Origin of the sequence: Bradyrhizobium sp. CSA112, from assembly GCF_029051645.1 — a bacterium.
Taxonomy (GTDB): Bacteria; Pseudomonadota; Alphaproteobacteria; order Rhizobiales; family Xanthobacteraceae; genus Bradyrhizobium.
Window position 1 is genome coordinate 1 of the sequence record NZ_JAACFS010000049.1, and the last position, 24029, is coordinate 24029.

General features: G+C 60.0%; 18 protein-coding genes and 6 pseudogenes. 4 read left to right on the top strand and 20 right to left on the bottom strand.

Annotated features, from left to right (window positions below):
• Positions 1-123: 123 nt before the first annotated feature.
• The 10 genes and pseudogenes from GWE18_RS38485 to GWE18_RS38530 all read right to left on the bottom strand — a co-directional run.
• Entirely contained in the window at positions 124-951 is an 828-nt protein-coding gene (locus GWE18_RS38485; RefSeq protein WP_275190796.1) for an energy transducer TonB, read from the bottom strand.
• A 5-nt stretch (positions 952-956) separates the two neighbouring features.
• Positions 957-1396: pseudogene (gene exbD / locus GWE18_RS38490) on the bottom strand (TonB system transport protein ExbD).
• Between the two features lie 18 nt (positions 1397-1414).
• Positions 1415-2151, bottom strand: a pseudogene (exbB, locus tag GWE18_RS38495) (tonB-system energizer ExbB).
• Between the two features lie 81 nt (positions 2152-2232).
• Positions 2233-2748 carry a heme utilization cystosolic carrier protein HutX gene (gene hutX, locus GWE18_RS38500; RefSeq protein ID WP_275190797.1) on the bottom strand — a complete coding sequence of 172 codons (516 nt, stop codon included), beginning with the start codon at positions 2746-2748 and terminating at the stop codon, positions 2233-2235.
• A 13-nt stretch (positions 2749-2761) separates the two neighbouring features.
• Entirely contained in the window at positions 2762-3097 is a 336-nt protein-coding gene (locus tag GWE18_RS38505) for an antibiotic biosynthesis monooxygenase (protein WP_275190798.1), read from the bottom strand.
• A 376-nt stretch (positions 3098-3473) separates the two neighbouring features.
• On the bottom strand, positions 3474-4316 hold the full coding sequence (locus GWE18_RS38510; protein WP_108521566.1) for an electron transfer flavoprotein subunit beta/FixA family protein: 843 nt from the start codon (positions 4314-4316) through the stop codon (positions 3474-3476).
• Positions 4317-5082: 766 nt separating this feature from the next.
• Positions 5083-6906 carry a nif-specific transcriptional activator NifA gene (gene nifA, locus GWE18_RS38515; protein ID WP_275190799.1) on the bottom strand — a complete coding sequence of 608 codons (1824 nt, stop codon included), beginning with the start codon at positions 6904-6906 and terminating at the stop codon, positions 5083-5085.
• A gap of 231 nt (positions 6907-7137) precedes the next feature.
• Positions 7138-7915 (bottom strand): annotated as a pseudogene (locus GWE18_RS38520) (SDR family oxidoreductase).
• Positions 7916-8642: 727 nt separating this feature from the next.
• Positions 8643-10415 carry an NEL-type E3 ubiquitin ligase domain-containing protein gene (locus GWE18_RS38525; RefSeq protein ID WP_108521657.1) on the bottom strand — a complete coding sequence of 591 codons (1773 nt, stop codon included), beginning with the start codon at positions 10413-10415 and terminating at the stop codon, positions 8643-8645.
• 444 nt (positions 10416-10859) lie between these two features.
• Positions 10860-11093, bottom strand: a pseudogene (locus GWE18_RS38530) (IS66 family transposase); the annotation flags it as partial.
• On the opposite strand from GWE18_RS38530, the gene GWE18_RS38535 reads away from it, so the two are divergent.
• Entirely contained in the window at positions 10992-11378 is a 387-nt protein-coding gene (locus GWE18_RS38535; protein WP_145963720.1) for a hypothetical protein, read from the top strand. The pseudogene GWE18_RS38530 and the gene GWE18_RS38535 sit on opposite strands and share 102 nt — an antisense overlap.
• A gap of 203 nt (positions 11379-11581) precedes the next feature.
• On the opposite strand, the pseudogene GWE18_RS38540 reads toward GWE18_RS38535, so the two are convergent.
• Positions 11582-12160 (bottom strand): annotated as a pseudogene (locus GWE18_RS38540) (transposase); the annotation flags it as partial.
• On the opposite strand from GWE18_RS38540, the gene GWE18_RS38545 reads away from it, so the two are divergent.
• The 3 genes and pseudogenes from GWE18_RS38545 to GWE18_RS38555 form a co-directional block, all read left to right on the top strand.
• Positions 12143-12826 carry a sulfotransferase gene (locus GWE18_RS38545; RefSeq protein ID WP_275190800.1) on the top strand — a complete coding sequence of 228 codons (684 nt, stop codon included), beginning with the start codon at positions 12143-12145 and terminating at the stop codon, positions 12824-12826. The pseudogene GWE18_RS38540 and the gene GWE18_RS38545 overlap by 18 nt on opposite strands.
• Positions 12827-13080: 254 nt before the next feature.
• Positions 13081-13368 (top strand): hypothetical protein, encoded by a 288-nt coding sequence (locus GWE18_RS38550; RefSeq protein WP_275190801.1) that lies wholly within the window; start codon positions 13081-13083, stop codon positions 13366-13368.
• A 38-nt stretch (positions 13369-13406) separates the two neighbouring features.
• A pseudogene (locus GWE18_RS38555) lies at positions 13407-13577 on the top strand (transposase); the annotation flags it as partial.
• A gap of 128 nt (positions 13578-13705) precedes the next feature.
• Here GWE18_RS38555 and GWE18_RS38560 read toward each other — a convergent pair.
• The 9 genes from GWE18_RS38560 to GWE18_RS38600 all read right to left on the bottom strand — a co-directional run bounded on the left by GWE18_RS38560 (position 13706) and on the right by GWE18_RS38600 (position 23985).
• Entirely contained in the window at positions 13706-14695 is a 990-nt protein-coding gene (locus GWE18_RS38560; protein ID WP_274542298.1) for a nodulation protein NodZ, read from the bottom strand.
• A 397-nt stretch (positions 14696-15092) separates the two neighbouring features.
• Positions 15093-17138, bottom strand: coding sequence for a carbamoyltransferase (locus GWE18_RS38565; RefSeq protein WP_275190802.1), 2046 nt, complete (start codon positions 17136-17138; stop codon positions 15093-15095).
• A gap of 93 nt (positions 17139-17231) precedes the next feature.
• Entirely contained in the window at positions 17232-18020 is a 789-nt protein-coding gene (locus tag GWE18_RS38570) for an ABC transporter permease (protein ID WP_057853266.1), read from the bottom strand.
• 3 nt (positions 18021-18023) lie between these two features.
• Positions 18024-18938, bottom strand: coding sequence for a nodulation factor ABC transporter ATP-binding protein NodI (gene nodI, locus GWE18_RS38575; RefSeq protein WP_108521574.1), 915 nt, complete (start codon positions 18936-18938; stop codon positions 18024-18026).
• 9 nt (positions 18939-18947) lie between these two features.
• Positions 18948-20657 (bottom strand): nodulation protein NodU, encoded by a 1710-nt coding sequence (gene nodU, locus GWE18_RS38580; protein ID WP_275190803.1) that lies wholly within the window; start codon positions 20655-20657, stop codon positions 18948-18950.
• Between the two features lie 12 nt (positions 20658-20669).
• Entirely contained in the window at positions 20670-21287 is a 618-nt protein-coding gene (gene nodS, locus GWE18_RS38585; RefSeq protein ID WP_108521578.1) for a nodulation methyltransferase NodS, read from the bottom strand.
• 37 nt (positions 21288-21324) lie between these two features.
• The gene (gene nodC, locus GWE18_RS38590; RefSeq protein ID WP_275190804.1) at positions 21325-22680 is read right to left on the bottom strand and encodes a chitooligosaccharide synthase NodC; all 1356 of its coding nucleotides are present in this window, start codon (positions 22678-22680) and stop codon (positions 21325-21327) included.
• Positions 22681-22696: 16 nt separating this feature from the next.
• Positions 22697-23356: a chitooligosaccharide deacetylase NodB gene (gene nodB / locus GWE18_RS38595; protein WP_057853261.1), complete on the bottom strand. Its 660-nt coding sequence runs from the start codon at positions 23354-23356 to the stop codon at positions 22697-22699.
• Entirely contained in the window at positions 23353-23985 is a 633-nt protein-coding gene (locus GWE18_RS38600; RefSeq protein WP_108521582.1) for a NodA family N-acyltransferase, read from the bottom strand. The genes nodB and GWE18_RS38600 overlap by 4 nt, the downstream gene beginning before the upstream one ends.
• Positions 23986-24029: the final 44 nt, after the last annotated feature.

Genomic DNA, 24029 nt, shown 5'->3' on the forward strand with positions numbered 1-24029 from the left:
GTCCTGCACGCTCGGCGGCAGAAGCTGGACCTCGTCGATCTTCCAGGGGCGAAATTCCTTGCTCATGGCCACGCAAGGAATCAGACTCGCACCCTCTTGACCAGTCACTACTCAGACAGGCTCCTAGCGGATATAGAACGCCACCGGCGCGCTGAACGGCATCGAGGATTGCTTCACGTCCGCGGGGAATGCGGGAAACTGGGCGCGGCACACCATCGCCAGCGTCTCGGCATCCAGCGCCGAATGGCCCGACGAGCCGCCGAGGCCGACGGAAAGCACCGCGCCGCTTCGGCTGAGCGTGAAGCTGACGCGGGCGGTGCCCTGCTGGCCTGCGGCCTTGGCGGCGGGCGGGTATTGCTTGAAGCGTTGCAGATGCGCGGCGACCATCTGTCGGTAGGAAGCAAGGGCGGTCGCCGATGCGCCGGCGTTGGCGGCGGACACGGCCGGCGCCTGGCGCTCGGCCTTGGGCGAGGCCGTTGTTCGCGGCGCAAGCGGCGCGTCGGAAGGCTTCTTCGCGTCGCGGCGAACCACTTTCGGTTTTACCGGCGACGGCTTTTTCTCAGGCTCGGCCTTGACGGCCTCCGGCTTCGGCGGGGTCGGCTCGGTCTTCTGCTCCGGCGGGGCTACGACATCAGGCTTCTCCCGCGGCGGTGTCGGCGCAATCTGTTCCTGCACGGCTTCCGCAGCCGCGGGCTCCGGCGGCGAAGCATCGGCCTGCTGCATGACGGGTCCCGGCGCGAGATTCATTTGCGTCGGTTGCGGCACGGAGGAAACCGGCGCCATGTCGACCATGATCGCCGGCAGGGAAACGCCGGGCACCGGCCGCTGGGTGTACCAGTTCAACGCCAACGCGATCAGCGCGGCATGCGCAGCCGCGATCGCAAAGGCCGACGCGCCCCAGCGCCGGACGGCGGCCTCATCGGAAACCTCGTGCAGCGCAAACGCGTTCATGGCGGTCAGCTTCGCCCGTCGAGACCGACCAGCGCGATCTTGAGATAGCCGGCATTCCGCAGCAGGTTCATCACCTCCATCAGGTCGCCATAGCTGACGGCCTTGTCGGCGCGGAGATAGATGCGCTCGTCCTTCTTCCCGTTCGTGGCGCTGTCGAGCGTTGAGGTCAGCGTGTCGCGCGCGATCACGTCCTCGCCGACCGCGACTGAAAGATCGGCTTCACGGTGACGAATACCGGCTTGTCCGGGCGCGGCTGTGGCTCGACTGCGCTCGCCGGGAGATCGACGCCGAGATCGACGGTAGCAAGCGGGGCTGCGACCATGAAGATGATCAGGAGCACCAGCATCACATCGATGAACGGCGTGACGTTGATCTCGTGAGCCTCGACAAGATCGTCGCCGTCGCGCGTCCGTCCGCCGATTGCCTGACCGAGCTTTGCGCCCATCGCTTTACACTCCGTCGTTTACTCGGCGGCGCGCGCGAGGCGGAACGAGCCGCGGTCGCCCTCCCGGCTGATCAGCAGCAGCACCATCGCCGAGGCGTCGCCGAGCAGCGCGCGATGGGCCGCGATGGTGCGGGTGAGATGGTTGTAGATCACGACCGCCGGGATCGCCGCGACGAGACCGAGCGCCGTCGCGAGCAACGCCTCGGCGATACCGGGCGCGACGACCGCGAGATTGGTGGTGTGGGCCTCGGAAATGCCGATGAACGAATTCATGATGCCCCAGACCGTTCCGAACAGGCCGACGAACGGCGCGGTGGCGCCGATGGTCGCGAGCACGCCGGTGCCGCGCGCGATCTGCTGCGACATCGCGGCCTCGACCCGCCCCAGCCGCAGCGCAACCCGCTCCTTGAGGCCGTCGTCAAAATGACCGCCGGAGAGAGAGAGGCCTCGCGCGCGGCGGACTGGATGATCTGCGCCACCGCATCGATGCCGCCGCGGCTTTCCTGCTCGGCCTTGGCCAGCACCGTATCGGTTTCCAGCATGCTCAGCCGCCGCCTGGCAGTCGCCGTCTTGCGGCGGACTTCAACGGTCTTGGCAAGCCAGATCGTCCACGTCACCAGCGAGGCGAAGGCTAAGCCCACCATGACCGCCTGCACCACGATGTCGGCATTCACGAACATGTTCCAGGGCGACAGGTTGCGCGGCAGCAGCGCAACGTCGGTAGCGGCCAGCGCCGTACCCGGCAAGGCGGCCATGGCGGCCGCGCCACTGCAACGGATCATAACGTCCAGCATTTTTCGCTGCATGATCGTCTCCCGGGCTGACATACGGATCGGCTACGCCGCGCAGGCGGGCGCGATCCTTTCGGCCAACGTGTGAAAGCGTTGCAACTGGTCGGCCCGCAGCGCGCGCGTCTCATCACGGCCGACGAACACCTTGAACATGATGCCGCCGTCGACATTGATGAAGGCGATGAAGGCCGACGATTTGCCCATGAAGGGCCGCTTGATAAAGGCAATCGCCGCGCAGCGCTCGTGCCGAAGATGGCCGTGCAGCCCCTTCGGCTGCATCAGGTTGAAATAGCCGCGGCCGACCTCGCCCGCCGGCACGCCGCCGGTGAATTCGAAGATCGCATCGTCGGTATGCACGATCAGCGTCACCTCGCCCCATTGCGCGACATCGTTCATCGCTGCAGCGAATTCAGCGCCGGGACCGAAACGCACCATCGTGTCGGGCAGCGCCTCAAGCACGGCGCGCGGCGTGACCTTGCGCTCCCGCGCCACGTCCTCGATCACCGCGCCCGGATTATCCGCCATATGCGCCTTGAGTTCGGCAAGCTGCGCGCTCAACATGGCAACCTCCCCGTCAGGCGGCGGCGCTGGATTTGCGCTCGCTCAGGATCACCTCAAAGCCTTCGAACTTGGGATGACCGAGGTAGAGGCTTTCGCCGGTCTTGTTGTCGGCGCGGGCGTGCGCGCGGCGAAACTCTTCCGATTTGGTCCAGGCTTCGAATGCGGCCTTGTCGACCCAGGCCGTATGCGAGGAATACAGCGTGTGGTCCTCGGCGACGGGGCCCTTGAGCAGGTGAAACTCGACGAAGCCGGCCATGCTGCTGAGATAGGATTCGCGCGTGCGCCAGACCGTCTCGAAGGCCGCTTCAGAGCCAATCTTCACCTGGAACCGGTTCATTGCGATAAACATTTCAAAATCTCCTTGCTGGGGTGCTGGGGTGTGCCTGGCGTACCGTTTGAGTGGGTTGGAAACATGGATGCACCGAAGCCGCGCTGGAGCATCAGCGCGGCCCGGTACGGTTAGAGGGGATGGTCTGGCGCTGCGTGTCGCCTCGCCCTCCCGACCGATCACGACCGGCGCGAGATCAGCCTTCCGCTTCTCGGCGAGCTTGCGGCCCGCGCCCATCAGCTTCCAGGAGATTGGATGCACCTGCCCGCGCTCCTGTTCGATGACGACCCAGACATGCTTGTCAGCGAATGCCCAGGCAGCGCCTTCTTGGCGGCGCGCCGTTGCGCAGGCAACGCGGGAGCTCTTATCACATCGCTCATCGCCAAGACCCTTCAGATCAGGCATCGCGGGCTAGCGCCGCAAGGTCGGTTTCAAGCTTGGGCTGGTGGTTGAAGATGGCGTCGATCAATGCTTGCGCCGGCTGCTCGGCGGCCTCTACCAGCACCGCCTTCTCAGCACGCGCGGACGGCGCGAAGACACGCTTGACGACGGTCGGCGAGCCCTTGAGACCGCATTTGGAGATGTCCTCGACACCGGCCTCCTGCGCACTCCATTTCACGATCGGCGCCCGGGCGGCACGCAATGCATCGGCCATGGCGCCGCGGCGAATCTGGTTGGTTGCCTCCAGCATGGTGATGAGACACGGCAGCCTGGTGCGAAGGACCTGGACGCCACCTTCGGAGCGCCGTTCCGTTTCAATTGTGCGTGCGGTGAGATCCAGGGCCCTGATCTTTGCGACGTAGGTAAGCTGCAGCACACCGAGCCGCTTCGCGACGCCGGGCCCAACCTGCGCGGTGTCGCCGTCGATGGTCTGCTTACCGGTGAAGATGAGGTCCGGCGGGCCATATTCCTTGCCGATTTTGCGGATGGCGGTCGCCAGCGCGTAAGTCGTTGCCAACGTATCGGCGCCCGCAAAGCAGCGGTCGGTGAGCAGTACGGCGCGATCGGCGCCAAAGGTCAGCGCTCTGCGTAATGAGTCCTCGGCTGATGACGGCCCCATTGTAAGGACGGTGATCTCGCCGCCGAACTTATCGCGCAGCTCCAACGCGGCCTCGAGCGCGAAGAGGTCGTATGGATTAATGATGGTCGGCACGCCCTGACGCATGATCGTGTTGGTCACGGGGTGCACGCGGATCTGCGCGGAGTCGGGAACCTGCTTGATGCAGACGACGTTGTGCATGTGCTTCTCCAGACGTTGCAACGGCTGGCGAAGAGAACAGCAAGTGTCGTACCATTGCGCGAATTTCAAAATCGGGCAGCAATACAATGGCCTTTGAGAAGCGTCATGTCTCTGTAGCCTGACGTTCGCCGGCGGAATTGCGACATTCGTCGTGACTACGACAGCCCGGTTCGCGCGGCGTGATTTGTCGTTGATCTGGATCAAGGAGAGCGGCTCAAAACGGGATGCGCTTTGCTCGAGTCGATCCATACGGGATCCCGAGTCTCCGCAGCGGCCGCTGCGCTCACGAGAGAGCGTAAGCCCTGAGCCGACTTGCACTGGACGATGCTTCGCATCGCCAGGGGCAAGACCAGCGCCGCAATAAGCTTGCGGCGCCTGCGACCGCTTGGCACACGGCGGTCCCTTCGCGCGCAGGCCCGCATCGCGCAGCGGTCGCTGCATATGACGCCGGGCAAATTGAACGAGGTCGAACACCCGATGGTCTCGCTGACTATATCCGGCGTGAGCTAATGGTCGATGGCGACACGGCCAACGAATTCGCGATGACAGCGCCGCGTTCGCACGACCGTTTCGGGCATGGGACCGCCGGTGGTCGCGCGGGCTGATCTCGAGGATGACAAAATCGGGCCGACGCGGGGGTCGCATCCGATCGTGATCGGGTCCAAGTCCGCGCCAAACCAACCAAGCCTCTATGTCTGTTTCTCCAGCTATTCGCCCCAACGGCGATGGTCACGGCCCCGACATACCCCAAGTCCGACACTCCTTTTCACAAGCGCTTGATCTCGATGCCATATTTCCTCAGGGCGTAGCCAATCTGGCGCGGCGTAAGTCCAAGCAGGCGCGCCGCCTTTGCCTGCACCCAGCCGGATCTTTCCATGGCCGCGATGACACGCTCGCGATCTGTCATCTTAGCACCACCTACGAGGGCTGCGCCGACTGGCGCTAGCGGAGCCAGCTCGCTGCCGAAAGGCGGGAGCGATGTAGCAGCCTCGGCCGGCGATGTGGCCGGCTTGGCGGGCACTGGTACGATCGGCCGCGGCTGCAGCGCTATCTCGTCCGATCCGCTCTTCCACAGCATCGCGGAAAGGCACTGGCCGTGGCAGCAGGCAAAGTCGTCTCTCACGATCGATGGCCCCGGTGCCAGAGTCGCGGTCCGCTGCACGCAATTCTCAAGCTCGCGGACGTTTCCCGGAAAACCGCAGTTCATCAGTACTTCAATCGCACTCGTATCGAAGGTGAGCGTACGGCCGTTCTCGCTGTTGAAATTCCTGAGAAACTTGGTGGCGAGGAGCGGGATATCACCGCGCCTTTCGCGCAACGGCGGCAGCAGCAAGGGAACCACGTTGATGCGATAATAGAGGTCGGCGCGGAACTCGTTCCTTGCCACCGCCTCTTCCAGGTTCTTATTCGTCGCGGCAATCACGCGAACATCGACCTTAATGGTCTGGTTGCCGCCGACGCGCTCGAATTCCTGCTCCTGCAGCACGCGCAGTAGCTTTGCCTGGAACGAGGCCGAGATCTCGCCGATCTCGTCCAGAAATAGCGTCCCCTTGTCGGCGAGCTCGAAGCGACCCTTGCGCGTACTGAACGCGCCGGTAAAGGCACCCTTCTCATGACCGAACAATTCGGATTCCAGTACCGTCTCAGTCAGCGCCGCGCAATTGAGTTTTATGAAGGGCCGCTTGGCGCGCGCCGACTGCTCGTGAATGGCCTTGGCGACCAGCTCCTTTCCGGTACCGGACTCGCCGCGCAACAGCATCGTGCTGTTTGATTTGGCTACGACCGCGATCTTCTCGAGCAGCTTGCGCAACGCCGGGCTGTCGCCAATAATCCCCTCGACATGAACCTTCTTGCGCTCCCGCGCAGGCTGCTTGAGCTCGGACAATTCTTTTTGCAGCCGGTCCTTCTCCCCCATCAATCGCTCGCGGTCACACGCGAACAGGCGATGCAGCTTCACTGTCTGCCCCACTAGGTTGGCAATCATTGTGAGCAGCCGCACGTCGTAATCGAGCCGAACGCTCGACGCGTTGTCCAGGATGCGGTCGATCGTCAGCGTGCCCACGACATTCGCATCGATGCGAATGGGAACGCCGACGAACGACACTCGCATGTCGTCGGAGGCCCCGAGCACCTCCTTGTCCGCAGCACTAAAGGCCGGATGCACTGCTACGTTTTCGGCGACGAGCGGCTTGTCCGACGCCACGATCTCGTCGATTGCCTTCTGCGGCAGGCGCATCCGGTAGCGCTCGTCGCTGCCTTCGCTCCAGCCGGCGCCCACGGTAATGTCCGGCACGCCATCATCGTGGAACAGAGAGACGATGCCGTGCCGCATCTGCACAAACGATTGCAGAAGATCGACGACGTTGGCCAGCGTGACTTCCAGCCGGCAGGGGGCGGTGAGTACTTTCGATATTTCGAAGATCCCGATAATCGCACTCTCGTACAACGGCACATCACAGACCGCGTCGTCCGTCTCGGAGTTTGAGTTAGGCCTTTCGCGTACGGAAGGGATATGCAGCATGACGACGTCTCCGTTGTTATGACCATCCTCCCTGTCCTCCTGTTCGGATTTGCGAATATTGTGTTGCATGTCATCCTCGATCTCGCCGCCATTTTAGGATGACGCAAAAGATAACTTCTTATTATGGCACGATGGTACAACTTACAGCGCGTTGAGCGCGGCATGACGGTAAACTTACAGTGCTTTGACTAGCTTACTATTCTCTGCTCTTCCGCACTTGTCGCTTCCATTCCGTGGGAACACGAATTCCATTGATGTAGATCAAATCAGCTGCGATTTGTTTGTTGCCGGTGCAGTCTATCACAGGTGTTGGCCACCATTGATCGGCACCTCGGTGCCTGTGACATAACTTGCCGCATCCGAGCAAAGGAAGAAGATGACCTTCGCGACTTCTTCGGGTGTGCCAACTCGGCGCAGCGGAATATTTGGTACAAGGCGCGCTTCCGTGTTCGGCGACAAAATGTCTGTCTTGATCTCGCCGGGGGCGATCGCATTCACGCGAATGCCATGCGGTGCATAGTCGTGCGCCATCTCGCGCGTGAGACATGCGAGCGCAGCTTTTGATGTCGCATAGGCAGAGCTGGCAAACGGGTGCACCCGCGAGCCTGCGATTGAGGTCACGTTGACAATTGATCCGGTCGCTGCTTTCAGCTCGTCAAACAGGCCTTGCGCGAGCAGGATCGGCGCCACCAGATTGAGGTGGAATACCCTCATCCAGGTCTCGACTGACGTCGTCAACGCCGTCAGTCGTGCGCCATTCGGCGTCTTCGGTGAAATGCCGGCATTGTTGATCAATGCGTGCAATGGCGCGCCCGCGAGGCGCTCCTTGACCTCGGCGATGGCGCGCCAGCATCCGATGATTGCTGAGGTCGACCTGGACATGGTTGTCGGCCCCTGACTCCCACGGGCAGCGCCCGCCATCGAACGGTCGGCGCGCGCAAGAAATGATGCGCCAGCCCGCTTCCGAAAACAGCTTTCCGGTGGCGTGACCAATGCCGCGCGACGCGCCGGTTAGCACCAACGTCTTCTGTTCTCCCTGCTGGATGCGGCCTCTATCGGTGTGAAACGGACAGCCCACGTCGGTCGCGGACGGTGGACCGGCGACCGCTTCGTCATTTCTCAGATCGAGACTCAAACGCGCCTCCCATTCCCTTGCCCTCGACCGTGAACGCGGTGCAGGATTTGGGCCAGTGCGATGCAGAGGAACGCTCGCACGTTTTTGCGGCCCAATGTCGCGTTCGCAACAGATTGTCGGGTTCCACACATCATGCGCGTTTGCTTTCGGACAGTAGCAAACGCTGGTGCACAAGCCGCTTTTCGAGTCTCGCATAACGTGCGCGCCACCCCCATTTGGCTCCGCTCTTGCTCCATGGCCCTAATGCGCGCTGGTTTATCGAAAAATATTTTCAATGCGGTCGGGCAAGGTCCGTCAGCTAAATTGCTGCGCATATCAGAACCGCCGGCGAATTCGCTTAGTTCGCTCTCACACCCTTCGATGCGCTGGAATGAGGTATTGCTGTTGAGCAATCCGCCCCTCCTCTACCGGCCACGTCATTCCAATTCATCATTTCGTGATCGAACTGGGTCTCACGACAGGTGGTAGCAAGCTCTCCCCTGCAGGCGTTTCTCGGCGGCCTATCGCCATCGCAGTCTTCTTGAGCGTGGCGATGGCTCACGGTCGGCTAGCTCGGCTTGCTGCTGCGGCGGCGGAGCTGCCAGGCAGGCACAGTTTCTCATCTCGATCGCGCAATCGACCGCGGCGACGGCCGAAACAGCGATTGACAGCCTTCGCATGAACGGCCGCTTCACAGCTCGAGGCCGCGATCCGCGAGCACCTTGTGCATTACCGCGCTCTTGATCTCGCGGGCGATCTCGTTGCGGATCTCGGCTCCGAGCACCCGCTCGGCATCGGCATCGTCTGTCAAGCCATTCTCGGCGAGCCGTCTATTCAGGCGGCTGTCGAACTCCTCTCCCATCGCATCGATGAGCCGCTCCTGCATCACTGCATGGTCACCGGGGGCGATGCGTCTCACCACGCTCTCCCAAGGTTGCCAGCGCCTTGCCAGATAGTCCCCGAATCCCGTCGCCTCCTGGTCCCGCACCGATGTCGCGGCCATGGCAACGTCGTCTTCTGTCACGTGAGAGATGTTCAAGAAGCGCATGTCTGGGGCGACGTGCCGCAGCTCCAGGGGGTCGCGCAGCTGGGTCTGGTAGGCAAGATAGACCTCGATGTCGTCGATGTCGGCGTCCGGGTCGGCACGGCGGAGCGAGTTGACCGTCTCGCGCGCGATCCCGTCCAGCGCCTCCAAGCGGAACATCACACGGCCGTGTTGGAGCAATTCGTCGAGCCGCCCGTCATAGGCTCCGTCCTCGACATCAGCGTTCAGGCGTGCGGTCTGCATGCCGTTCCAGGCCAAAGTGATGCGATCCTCGCAGCTGTCGCTCGCTCCTAAAGCCTGCTCGAAATAGTGCTCGCGCAATCGCGGCCTGGCCGCCGCTTGCCGCAGATCCTCGGCCACCGCCTGCCGGAACGCCTCGTTGCCATAGTTCACCGTGCCACGGAGCCTGTCGAGGAAGCGTGCGTAGTCCTGGGCACCTGGCTCTTCGGCGAAGCGCTGCCAGGCGGCCACCGTGCCAGTATCGCCCTCGAGCCAGTGCGCGACAACCTCGTGCAGAGGCCGCGGCTCGACTTCCACCGCTTCCTCGGCCATAGACAAAAAGATCTGCGGGCCGGCATAGTCCCCGGCATGCATGGCTGTCGCCAGGTTGGTCAGTACCCCCTCGGGCAGCGGATTATTATCCAGATCAACGCTGGACTCACGGCCCAGCTGCGTCAGCAGGGTCTCTGGCACGCTGGTCAGCTGGTTGTTGCTGGCGCCGAGCCATAGGAGCTCGGCGGGGACCATCTCGGGCAGGCTCGTCAGCTGGTTGTGGGTAACGCTGAGCCATTCGAGCTCGGCCGGGAGGGGCTCGGGCAGATTGGTCAGCTGATTGTAGTCGACGTTCAGGCGCTGGAGCCCGGCTGGAAGGTCGGGCAGACTGGTCAGCTGATTGTTGTCGACGTTCAGGCGCCGGAGCCCGGGCGGCAGGTCTGCGGGCAGGCTGGTCAGCCCGTTGCTGCTGGCGTAGAGCCGCCGGAGCCCGGCTGGAAGGTCGGGCAAGCTGGTCAGCCGATTGTTGCTGGCGTACAGCCGCTGGAGATCGGCTGGAAGGTCGGGCAGGCTGGTCAGCTGATTGTTGTCGACGTTCAGGCGCCGGAGCTCGGGCGGGAGGGGAGCGGACAAGGCGGTCAGGGACAGGGACGACAGATCCAGCGGCTCATCGACATCGCCTGCATCCCGCCAAGCCCTCGTTCGACTTACTGCCTCTTGCCGATCCTCGTCTTCGCCCTGCCCCTCTTCGGCAGCCCGGCCCACCAGGACCTGGTCCTGCGACGAGGCGGGGTCGGCGGCGGACGCCTCCGCCTCCCACAAGGCTTCGACCCACTGCGCCGCGGCCGGGGACCCTGGTTCGGAGGTTTCGGATTCGGAAGTCTCGGAAGGAGTGCCAGCGCCAAGCTGGGCCCGTTCTGCATTCATCGATGCCATCTCTTCGGTAGCCAAGTGAAGGAAATGCGCCGGAGCGGTGCTTCTCGAAGTCGGTAGCTCTCACCATGGATGGTGATCACCGACCGACGAAGCAGGCGATCACGGAGCGCGGTTAACACGCTGCGCCATTCGCCCACAGGGCAGTTGCAGCAAGACTAGTACGTCCGGACGGAATCTACGGTTAACGAAAGGGTTTAGGGTCGTTTCGTTAAAGCAATACATCCCCTTCTCCTCTGCAGCAGATCAAGCGGACCTCTCAGTCCAGATAGACAGTATCTCAATGCTATAAGACTTAGCTGTCCATAAACTGACGAGTCTCGGAAGACTCATAATGCGTCGATGGAAGCCCATCGACGTCTCTCGAAGCTGCAGCGTCAGTGGGGTCCACTGAAGAAAAACTGGCGACGGTCTGGCGTTCGGGACGCCTTTCGCGTAAAATCCTCGCACGCTCGTCGTCTTGGCTACAGCCTGCTCCGCAGACAGCTCGTCTTCAGTGGCGCCAATTTCCAGCTCTTCGAAGATCAGCGCGCCAACTGGGTCGATCAGCCGCGATGATCGCTCCGATCGATGGCCGTAGATCTGGCGCTGGAGCTTGGCGATCCTAAGCTTCTGCTGGGCGATCAGAGCTTCGTCTTCCGAGGCTTTTGCACGGGCAAACGCGAGCGGCGCCCAATACCTTCACCAGCATTCGAATATGACCTCAAAGCTAGACTTAAAGTTCACATCCTCAGAAAGACGACCGAACTTCACAAAGCGGCCGCCACCGAAGGGATACATCGAGCGCGACGAGCAGATCTAGAAGATCGAGGCCCTGAACGCATGATCCGGACTTATCCAGCGTTGATGCATTCCATAAACAATCGATTTTACCAAGTGGAAGAAACGGATAGCAAGAAGTCAACTGGAGGAATTGAATTCAGGCATCCAAAAGGGAATGTCAGATATTTTGTGTAAGAGGCCTCTGTGAAGGGTAAATTTCAGTCGTTTCTTGCATCAGCCGGACATTGTCATCGATCCCATGGTGGCTAACAGTGGTCGGGCAGCAAGCTCTGTCAAGGCCGCAGCCGCCGCAGGCGGGGGCCGCAGGCCCGCCTTTACAGAGCTTGCTGATCGGCCAAACTCGGGCCGCCGGATAAGACGGCTGATCGACATTTTGGTCATCGCGTTGATCCCGGAAAGCGCGAGCCGAACTGAATGGCGAACTGGCCCATGGCGGCAGTCCACTCGACGCCTCGCCGCCACCTCAATCCGGCGTTCTTGATGGCGAGATAAAGCAGCTTCAACGCCGCGTCGTCGTTTGGAAAGCTGCCGCGGGTCTTGATGATCTTGCGCAAGCTGCGGTGCAGCGCCTCGACCGCGTTGGTGGTGTAGATCATCTTGCGGACGCCAGGAGCAAACGCGAAGAACGGCACGACCTGTTCCCAGGCGCGGCGCCAGGCCTGGCCGATCGCCGGATAGCGCTTGCCCCATTCGTCCTCGAACTCCTCGAGCCGGACCAGCGCCATGTCGGCATTCTCGGCCCGGTAGATGGCCTTGATGGCAGGCAGGATCGCCTTGCGATCCTTCCAGGCGACAAACGCCAGGCTGTTGCGGATCAGGTGCACGATGCAGGTCTGCACCACCGTCTGCGGATAGACCGAGGCGATCGCCTCGGGAAAGCCCTTGAGCCCATCGACCACCGCAATCAGGATATCGTTGACGCCACGCGTCTTGGCACGGTGGATCACCGTCACCCAGCGGGGGCATCACTGATTCAGGACGCAACATCCGATTTTTCGGGCCGAATCGATCGTACTATCGTCAGTCCCGCTTTTGCTGATGCGGCTTACGGCCAATATTTGGCAGCAGCGGGCAAGCGTACTTTCGTAGACAAGACGCCGCGTTATTGGATGGTCCTCGATTTTTTGGATTCTCTCTATCCAGAAGCGCCACACATCCTTCTATTGCGTAATCCCTACGCTGTTGCCGCTTCACTGAAATCGACATGGGGCATCCCGCTCGTGCCAGAAAGCTGGCGGCCCGCCAGCCTATCTGATCTCTCCAATCTAGTGCTCAGTCTGCCTCCCGACATCGCATCTTCTCTCGCCGATCTCGTTCTGGGCCTACCTGCGCTCGCCGCGCACCGCAGTCGGCGGCAGACGCAGGTGGTGCGGTACGAACTTTTGGTGGCGGGCCCCGACGAGGAAATCCGGCGCGTGATCGCTGGCCTCGGCTACGATCCAACGGGCATTACATCGGCGACGATGGAGCAGCCGGAATATCTTCGGTCCAGTCGCTTCGGGGATCGAAAAATCCACGAGAGAAAGGCAGTCGATGACCGCTCAGTCTACACTTGGCAAACTGAACTGCGCATTCAAGAGATGCAAGCAATAACGGATGCAATCGGCTCGCCGAGCTTTTGATTGACCTCGGTTATGAGCAGGAACTTCGGCACGTTCAGCAAGCCGGGATCGTGGATAGAGGTCGGGCCGTAACCGAACAATATCGTCAGGTATTTCAAACCTGGTGGGATTTGCGCCGCGCGTAGCGAGGAGCTCGTGCGGCATCTGGCGGAAACGGGTGCGCCAAACAGCATTGTCTGGCAAGCTGAAGAGAACTCCCCCTCGGCTTTCGACCCCTCCATGGTTCGGAACGGCAACATCTAGCCGAGCCCAACATGGAGGAGAATTTGCGCCTGGCGAATTCGATAGCGGCTCAGTTGGAACAGGCGCTCACGCTGTCGGAGACCGATCGAGCTGCTGGATTGAATGCCATTCGTGATAGCGATGCGGCCATCGAGACGTTGCGGGCGGCAAACGTACGGCTTTATCCGCTGGGAAGATCAGCGGGCGGAAGGCATATTCAGCTACGAGCGGTTTGGAGCAGCGCGTTCCCCTTGCGGGCGATCCGCGAACTGATTGACGCAGCGCTGAAGGACGTGTCGCGAGACTTCCGGAGCCTTTAAGCCGGGAAGCCGTTGGTCGATCCCGCCTGAGCGGCTCTTTGCGGGCTCTGCTGCTGGAAGCGTTCTACACGGTGCGATCTGAGCGGCAGTTGATCGAGCAGCTCGACCACAATCTTTTGTTCCGCTAATTTGTCGGACTGTCGATCGATGGTTCGGTATGGGATGCCACCGTGTTCTACAAGAACCGTGATCGGCTGCTCGATCGCGATAGTGCGACGACGTTCTTTGTCGCAGTTTCTGAACCTTACGAAAAACGACATCCGACAGGACGAACGGCGATGCTGCGCAAATGCGAAGCGCGCGCCGATATGATCGACGAGGGTGCGGGTTGCAAGTTTCATAAAGCCAGGAGATGTTCGGAGGATTCATCAATCAAGATCAAACGACTCGGATCGTTTAAATCGAACTCAATAACGCGTGGCGCGAAGAGGCGGGCATAGCGGGTGAAGGCGCTAGTCGGCGGAAAGCGAATCACAGTATCGCATCGCCCGAGGAGATACATCTCGATGAGGGCGGAGATCCCGCCGTCGACTCCCAGTGCTGCACCATGTAATGGCCCGGCCTGATCCGCCTGGAAGCGTTTTGGGATCGTGAAAAGATCGGGAAACACACCCGACAGCTTGTCAAGTACCTGCGCGCTGTCCGTACACAACAATACCCTCACAGGTCCTGGATGTGGTAACGCTTTGGCCGTATCAATGGCAGTGCATACCTGCCGCAAGGCGAGCTCCGCATCGGCCCAGTAGGGCGTGTGACCCATTATATCTTCGCCGTTGCCGTGCCGAACATGAACCCCGATTATATTGCGCCCTTCAAAGTGCTCTTGATATAGGGCGTCAATCCGAGCTTGAATTTCGGGCCTTGGTTTGATGCTCCGGAATATTTGTCGTTCGGCATCCTGATCGCAACGCCACATCAAACAAGCATCACACACCACGGTGTTGGCTTCACTATCTTGTTCGGCTTGGAAAAGCTCACTCAGCTCATCACGTTCTCGGAAAATCTGTTCATCTGGGCGGTAAACGCAGTCGATCGATGGCTTATTCCACCATGACGGGAAGAAAGGACCCGGGAATGAGAGCTGGTTGATCTCGTCATCGCAGATGACCCGTACGCCCGCGATGTCTTGAATTGGCTCGAAGAACACCGGAAAGGCGTTCGTGAAGGGTTGATTGAGGTAACAGGAGCCACGCCAATCAATGGCTAGAGTCCGCCCCGTCCGCTGCGCATAGCGCCAGGCTGACGCCAGGGACCACAGGCAATCACCGAAACCAGTACGTCGTCGAGAAACAATGAACCGGCCGTTCATCGAGCCGCCAACAAACATTTGTGTTTCCTCGTTAAGGGAATACCGCCTGGATAAGGACGCTACGGAAACTCTACGTATGGCCTCGCCCGATGCTGTCGTCAGCGATCGTGATGTTAGCCAACTTGGCTGGTAGAACTTCATATGCCGCTACCATGGAGGAGCCGCGCGAAAATGTTGCCGTCGAGATGCCTGATTTCAGTCGTATCCGCCTTGTTGCAACAGCTCCTCGAAGCCCTTTCTGGCATGGACCATGTCGAATAGAATTTCTGCTGCTGGGGCGCTTGCCGTCCTGAGCTGCCGCTATGGCGCAGCGCCCAAGACTACAAGCATGAGCCCAGCTACCGGGTATGCCGCCCTCAGGGGCCCAGCTGCCCCCGCATTTGGAGACATGCACACGGCCATATTCGTGGTGCTGTTATGCTTTCTCCAGCATTTGATCGCAGTCTTGATGCGCGCGAGCAGCATGTGAAGGATGCAGCCGAAGGCGACGGAGCTCCCATAATCCCCGCAGTTCCTTCACGACAGCTTCACGCCTAGCCCGATCGAAAGTAATTGTATCCAGGAGATCCCCGAGCACGGCTTCGCCCTCGATCTGCATCAGTAGATCGAACGCATCCTGTGAAATACGCACACTGTCACCGCTGGAGTGCGCCGTACGGATTTCGCACACCGTCTCCTGGCGATCTCGCGCTGTGTAAGCGCGAACCCGATAGAGGCGCGCATAAGGCGGCAATGAAACCGCAAGCGCAGTCCAATCCTCCAACGTTGCCGCCCTCTTCTTGACGAGGAACGGTCCGACCACAAGTCCATCCAGCTCTGTCGTCAGAAATGTGGTAATCGCGTCTGCAACCGAATCCACGATCGGCTCGGCATTGTTGTTAAAGGACGTATTGAGCAGAACTGGGATGCCAGTCCGCTTCTTGAACGAATTAATAACCTCCCAGTAGGCGGGATTTGTCTTGCGCGATACTGTTTGCAGTCGCGCAGTGCCGTCGACGTGCGTTATGGCGCCGAGCGCGCTTCGCTTGGAGTCGCGCACGCGAACTACAAAGTTCATGAAGGGAAATTCGCGCGTACCGTCGGGGAGGTCGAAAAATGCGCTCGCATCCTCGTCCAGCACTGATGGCGCGAACGGTCGATAGCCTTCGCGCTTTTTGACCATCGCGTTGATCCGGTCCTTGTTTGCGGCAGGCCGAGGATCGGCAAGAATGCTGCGATTGCCAAGCGCACGTGGCCCGAACTCCGAACGACCCTGCACCCAGCCGATCACGGCGCCGTTAGCCATCCAGTCGGCTGCGCTACCTGCCACGTCGTTACTGCGTTCGACGTCAAGGTGTCCACCCCATGCATCCAGTTCCTGCTGCACGGCGCTCTCGCTCCCGAGATCAGGACCCCAATAGACCTCCTGCAGCCGCTCACGTGGCGCGGGCCGGCCCAGCTCGTTAGAGATCATTAGTGCAGCGCCTAATGCGCAGCCAGCGTCATGCGCCGCGGGTTGCACGAAGATGTGTTCGAAAAGCCCCGAATACAGCAGCTTACCGTTCATGGTGCAGTTGTGGGCTACCCCTCCAGCCAGGCACAACCGCTTCATACCGGTAGCCTCGCGATGATGCCGGAGAATGTGAAACACGATCCGCTCCAAGGCTTCCTGCAATGAAGCACTCACATCTCGATGCTGCTGCGTGAATGGCATTCCCTTTCTTCGGACCTGGATGCTCCGGCGCAGCGTCGGACCGATTCGGTCGAGGTAGACGCGGTAGCCACCGTTGTCTAACAGTTCGTAGAACTGCTCGAAGAGCTCGCGATGGGGAGCCGGATCCCCGTAGGGGGCAAGCCCCATAACTTTGTATTCATCGAATAAGCCGTAGCCGAGATACCGGATCGTCTCGAGATAAAATAGCCCTAGGGAATTATTCTCCGGGAAGGTCGCGAGTTGGGTAACCTCGGTTCCAGACCCCACAGCTAAGAGACCGGAGAGAAAATCACCACCGCCATCGATCGCGAGGATTAGACTTTGCTCGAAGCCAGACATCGCAAAAGCGCTTACGGCGTGCGCCTGATGGTGACTTACGAAAGAGACACGCGACGGATCGACCTCGGTACCAAACTCCTGCGCTAGTAAGCCACGCATCAACAGTTTGGCATCCAAAGGAATGGAGAGGTCCGGCTGAGACCCGAACAGGCCTTCGAGCATAGCATTGCAATAGGCCTCGGTCGCGTAGAACGCGATACGATCGATATCGCTGAGCTGGATCCCTGCGGCTGCAAGGCAGTATTGTATCGAACGGCTTGGGAATTTGTTGGAGTGCTTAATCCGATTGAGGCGCTCCTCTTCAACGGCCGCTATCACGCGTCCGTCCCGGACGAGCACCGCAGCGCCATCGTGTAGAAATGTGTTCGAAAGCTCACGTGTATCTTCATAGACTTTGTCTAGTCCACCGCTCACTCCTAGACAGAACATCTCATTCTCCATTTATCGTGACACGAAGCCCAATTGACTGCCGAATTCGCGGTACTGCATCGCGTCTCTTCATCGCTTCTGCGGAATGTCGGGTTAACGCATCAGGCGCCGGCGAAACAGCGCGATCGAGAGGAAGAACGGCAGCACCGCGTACATGCACAGTGCACCGATATGCAGGCCGATGCCGCCGGCCGGGAGCCCAAGCATCACTGGGCGGATGAGGTCGACCGAATGTGCCAGCGGCAATAAACCTGCCACGCGCTGAAATGCGCTGGGCATCTGGCTCACCGGAAAGACTGCGCCGCACAGGAACACCATGGGTGTGACGACGAGCGTCTGGTAAAACACGAAATAATCGTAGCTGGGCGCAAGGGATACGACGACCATCGCTAGGCTCGCGAAGACGAAGCCAGTGATTGCGATTGCTGGTATCGAATAGAGGATGGATGCCCACGCAGCGTAGCCCAGGGTCGCGGCAACCACTGCAATTGCCGTTCCGGCCAGAACGGCTTTGGTGGCTGCCCAAGCCAATTCACCGAGAACGATGTCGCCGAGCGTGAGCTGTGTGCACAGGATTGCTTCCCAAGTGCGCTGAGCACGCATGCGGGCGAACGCCGCATACATTGTTTCGAAGGTGGCGGCGGTCATGGCGCTAGTCGCGACCATCCCACCAGCCAGAAACGCGATGTATGAAGTGCCATCAATGAGTCCCACAATTATTCCAAGGCCAAAGCCGAGGCCAAACAGATTAGTCATGGGATCGGCGAGATTCCCGAGAACCGATGCAAGCGCGACTTTCCTCCACGCCAGAAAGTTGCGACGCCATACAGCGACCCAGTTGTACGCGTTGGCGGGCATGACGGCAGCGTAACCTTCACGCATCGTTCATCTCTCCATTTCCCGCCCGGTCAGCCGCAAAAAGACATCCTCGAGATTCGCAGGACGCTGCAGAAGGCGTAGACCTGCGCGCCCGCGCAGCTGCACGAGTACCTGCTCTGGATCTGGCGCATAGCAAAAAAGCGTCTCGCCGCTCACTTCGATATGCCGCGCATACGGCCTGATCAGAGAAGATAGCTCGTGCGGATTGCCGCCATAGATCTCGATCACTTGGCAACCGATCTGCTCATCGATCAACGCGCGAGGCTCGCCTTCTGCGATCTTGCGTCCTGCCTCAAGCACGCACAGCCGATCGCACAACCGCTCGGCCTCTTCCATGAAGTGGGTGGTCAAGAGAATCGTCTTGCCGCGCGCCAGCAGCAATCGCAGGCGTTCCCAGATTAGGTGGCGCGCGTGCGGATCTAGACCGGTGGTCGGCTCGTCCATCACCAGCAGATGTGGGTCGTTGATCAGCGCACGCGCCAGCGTCAGCCGCCGCTTCATGCCGCCGGATAGTTCGGCGACGCGAGCATCGGCCTTGCTCTCCAGGCGAGCGAACTCGAGCAGTTCTGGCACAACTGCTTCGACCTCGCGTGCGCTCATGTTGAAGTAGCGCCCAAATACCAGCAGGTTCTCGCGGACGGTGAATTCCAGTTCGAGATTGTCGAACTGCGGCACCACGCCGATGCGCGCGCGTGCCAGGCGGGCACGCGCCGGTACGGGCTCGCCGAGCACGGTCATCTTGCCGGTGTCCGGCGCTACCATGCCGAGAACCATACGCGCAATCGTGCTTTTTCCCGCCCCGTTTGGTCCGAGGAGGCCAAAGCACTCTCCCGACGCGACAGCAAAGGACAGCCCATCGACGACGATTTTGTCGCCATACGACTTCCTTACGCAGGTAAGGTCGATTGCTACGGTGGACATATGTTCATCTTAGACTGAAAGAAGGCGTTCGGCCGGCGATCGCTCACTTACGACCGTTTTGGTCCACAGCAGGCCATCGCACCATATGTGTTCAACGCGTCCCCACTGGCAGGCTGCTGCGGCATCCGGAAAAAACCCACGTCCATGGTGGTTGGCACTCGTATTGCAAAGCAGCGGAATGCCCGTGAGTTCTTCATATTCGACGAGGAGCTCCGCGATTTTGTGCGGAGAGGTTCTGGGAACGGTCTGCAATCGCGCAGATCCGTCGAGATGTATAATAGCGGGGACTTTGTTCCACCATTCTGCCCGTGTCTGGTGATCGAAAAGCATGTAAGGATCCGGCGTCCCGGGGCTGAAAATTTCCGGCGCACGATCCTCCAGGCAAATCGGCGCGACTGGCCGAAAGAGTTCGCGGAGCTTAATGTCGTTGAGATGATCCTTCATTGCCGGCGAAGTCGCGGCTGCCAGAATGCTTCTGCCACCCAATGCTCGTGGTCCAAGCTCCGCGCGACCGGCGAGGAAAATTACGGGCTTGTTGCTCGAGAGGATGGTCGCAAGTTCACGCATACTACATGGCACAGCGTTCCATTCGGACGACACATCGCTGCGTATCAGGGCCGGGCCACTGTAGACCGACCATTGCAGCGGCACGAAGCCCTTGTCCGCCGCCATGGCGGAGCAAGCGGCACCGATTGCCGAGCCGCTGTCATTCGGAAAGGGCGGCACCCACACATCATCGAACAGGCCGGTCGCACGTAGTGCACTGTTCCATTTGATATTGAGACCGCAGCCACCGGCTATGCACAAATTGCGTGGTCCCGGAGAACACGAATGCCGCTCCAAAGCAATGGCCATTTGGCGTATAAGGAGACGCTCGAGGAAACAATGAAACGATGCAAGTACATCTTCGGGCAGCTTGTCCTTCAATCGGAGCGCGCTCGCGTCGAAGAAGTCGTGCATAGCCTCAAGTGAGGCCTCCTCGCTATTGACCTCCGCACGGTGACGACGAGCATGCTCCATGTCGGCCGCAAAGCGCTCCTCGTAGAGCTCCTGAAACACCGCCACGATGTCTTCATTAACAGACCCGAGCGCGATATAGGCCATCAGCTTGCCGGCAACACCTAGATCCCAGCTGGTACGGCTCGCCTGCCTATAAGGTCCGAAGTGATGGCCCGCGACAGCGTAAGCATGGCCTATGATCGGAAACAGGCATTCGATGAACCGCGCGCCGCGGGGTTCTACGTAGTAGAGACGTGGAAAGATGCAGCCGTCCCATACCAGGCAGAAGGCGGGTTGTCCGGCTTTGGCAAAAGGGCTCGTGCAGTAGGCGGAGGCCACATGGCCTGTGACGTGCGGATAGCTTTTATAAGGAAAGACCCTGCCGTCGAGCATCAGGTTAAAGCCGTCGCGCGAAGTGAGAAGGCCGCGGACATTCCGTTCAACATACGGCGCCCCTTTGAGAGTGATAGGTGTCACCCCGCTGAGGACCTGGAATTGCGACTCGACCTCCCCGTCCCAGCCGTCGATGACGAACTGATCAACATCCTGCGGATCCAGACCATGCTCCGCCAAAGCGACAACAACTGCGTCAAGATTGTCGATGGGTTGATACCGCGGATTGTTGCCCCGTTTCTCCTGCTCGACGCAAAAGACCAGCCGTCCATCCTCCACAAGAGCGATCGCCCCGTCATGCGTCAGCTTGATGCCGCAGATGCGCATAGTATCTCCATCTCAAGGTCGGCAATTGGATTTAATCGAAACTCGAACCGGATTCCGAAAGTAGACGAGCAAGCAGTCTTCGTTAGCCGACTCACCCTGGCACTGTACGCACTCGACCTCGATCAACGTTTCATTGAGCATGGTAATGACCGCCTCGGCACCAGCAGGGTGCCCCCAACGAGTGCAGGCGGCATCACGCGCCGATCCAAAGACCAGATGCCCACCTGGCGCAAGCATCTGCACCAGATTGCGGATGGCCGCGCGGATCTCAGTTATGTCTTCGAGGTAATAGAGAACTTCCGCCACGACGATCAGATCGAACAGCTCTGGGGTCGAGAACTGTTGAATGTCGGAAGCTATCCACGTGATGTGCGACCACCTCTTCGTCCGTTGGCACGCTCGACCGATCGCTCGCGGCATAACATCGACCACTGTGAGCCGTTTGCAGTGGGGTGCCAGCTTTTCTGTGAATGCGCCGGCTGCGCACCCGACTTCGAGAGCATGTGTAATAACCCCTTGTGAAAGCGACAGCCGGAGCATTTGCGTGTGACGCTCCCGCTCGAACGGATTGCCGTCGAGCCGCCACGGATCGTCGGTCGCCAATTCGAGATCTAACGATTGATATTTCATTTTCTCGCTCACGACTTGTGCACCTACCCGTTCAAAGTCACTCGCCGCTGCAAATACTGTTCGACGTTACGAACCTCGAAGAACGGCGGGAAAGATCCTTCCTGCGATTTGACCCAGCAATGGCCGAACCTCCTTCAGCGTTTGGTCCGGCGAGCGGGTTTGGGATGACGACCTGTCTTTCACTCTCGTTTGGTAATTTTGCAGACTCGCGTGACAGCCAATCGCTGTTGCTCAATGTACACAATGCATAGGCTTTCACGGGCAGTAAGAGAAAGATGTTGATGAGTGTGTGCAGAGAAAAGCCGAGAAATCGAAGTTCGCGAGCACGAAATGCTGCGACGCTGCAGCGAACCACGGTCATTGATGCGATAATCAGTCCTGTCCACCACGGTACTGTGGCTGTGAGTGCGAGCTGCGCGAGCGCCGCTATCGATGACAGGGCGAGAAGTAGCGGGCCGAGATTCTGTCCGACTACATCTAGCGTGAGATAGCGATCAAGTTCGGGCAACAGGCGCAGCGCAAGGAAGGTGTCACGGAAAGTGCTCCGCGCCCAACGCAGTTGTTGGCGCAAATATGGCCCTAGCCTATCCGGAACCACTGTTGCCGCGACGGCGTCGGGAACGTACTCCGTTTGAAAACCTGCTTTCAACATGAGGATCGTGAGGTGGCGATCCTCACCGAAGTCGCTTGGCTTTCCCCGAAAAAACTGCGTCTCGTACTGATCTAGCAGCAAAAGGAGCGCGGAACGGCGGTACATGGCACATGGGCCGCAGCAGCACATAACGGCGCCGAAGCGGGCCTGTGCCGCGCGCTCCTCGTTGCAAGCCAACCAGTACTCCATGTCGATCAGCCGGGTTAACCAGGTGTCGTTTCGGTTGCTCGCCGTCAACTGACCCATGGCCGCCCCGATCGCTGGATCCTGCATCTTTCGTGCAAGTTTCGTGACTACATCGGCGGCGAGTATCGTGTCCGAATCGACGTTGAGCACCAAATCTCCAGACGACCCGCGTATCGCGGCGATCTGCGCCTTCCGTTTTCCGACGTTCTTGCCCAGCAGAATAAAGCTGAACCTCGGGTCGTCAGCGTAGGCGTCGTGAACGGGTGCTACAGCGTCGAGATTTCCGGAACCGTCGTCAACTACATAGACCTGCAGTTTCCCGGCATAGTCTTGGCTTGCAATGGATCTCAGACACGCCGATAGCGTGCGCGGGTCCTCGTTGAAGCAGGGGACCATGACATCCACGCTCGGCAAAGCGCCGGAGACGGCCACGTCGTCCGAGGCCGATGATACGTTTGTCGGCAGAGCATAAAGCACCTGCGCGCTTCGATAGAAGGTCGAGAGCAGCGCATACAATGAGATAGCGACTGTGCTGGTCGTGGCAAGAAGATTCATTGGTGTGTCTATTTGTTCAGTGAGGTTGAGGAAGCGAGCGGATTGAGAACCCGCGGCCATGCAATGCTGGAATCAGGCGCGAAAGTGCCAAGACGGTCTGGTCGCGCACACGAGCATGAGTGGCCCGTCCCAACTCCTCGGGAGGACATCCATCGTGTAAGAGCACGATTGCACCCGGGCGGACAGAGGCCAGCACAGCGTCGACAATCGCGTTAACACCGGGACGAGACCAGTCTCGCGGATCTACCGACCAGTGCAGGGCGGCCAATCCAGCCCTCGCCGACGTAGTGAGCACCTCTTCGCTCCACATACCATAAGGTGCCCGCATATGCCGCAGAGCGGCCTGGGGGCAGGCCATTTTGATGACCCTGCTCGCGGTTAGTATTTCATACTGCACTTCCGTGAGTTTGCATCTGGACAGGTCCGGATGCGTCATCGTGTGGTTTGCGACCTCGTGCCCTTCTGCGATCATTCGTCGGATTAGTTTCGGCTGGTCCGCCGCGTACGCGCCGATGACGAAGAACGTTGCGGGCACTCGGTGTTCCGCGAGCACATCCAGGACATCCGGCGTGCAGAGTGGATCGGGACCGTCGTCAAACGTCAGATAGACGCCGCGACTTTCCGTGCGGTCAGCGTACTCGCTGCGCGCTTCGCATAAGCGGTCGAGGTATGTCACAGCTCTGGCCCGTTCCGATCAATCACCGTACCAGTCGGCCACTCGCTGATCGGCCGTCCAATCGGCAGAACCAGGACAAGCACGTCCTCAACGCGCGTGGGCGATAACTTCAGATACACATCCGGAAGGGTGGACCGCACGCTAACCCCAGAGATAATGGTCGCCAGTCCGCGGCGGGCCAGCAACCTTGTAAGGTGTTCCTTCAGCGCATGCCGAACCGTACCGAAACCGAATGGAACGCCAAGCTTCTGCAGTACTGGATACATCACGCGCATTGAGTGGGTGATTCCGAGTCCTTCAAGATCCGGACGTACCCCGTACAATCCTAGCTCGGCCACTAGTAGATCGACGTCTCCGACCTTGATGAAGCGGCGTAGCGCGCCGATATGAGCCGCTACGCCGCGTGCGTCGTAGCCGATTGCACGGAGCTCAGGTCTCGCGCCGGCCCAACTTCGATGGCCTTCGAATGGTTTGGCATTGAATGCCCCGGTGGGACCATAGGTCTTTCGGAAGAAGTCGGAGAGTTCGATATGGTCGGCGAGGCGCATTTCATTTTCCCAGGCCACTCTCCACCGCACCGGAGAGCGCATGGAGATATCTGCCGTAGAGCTTGATACGACAATATTCATGATTGTCTCCCATGCACCGTCTGGCATTTGACGATGGACTTGGT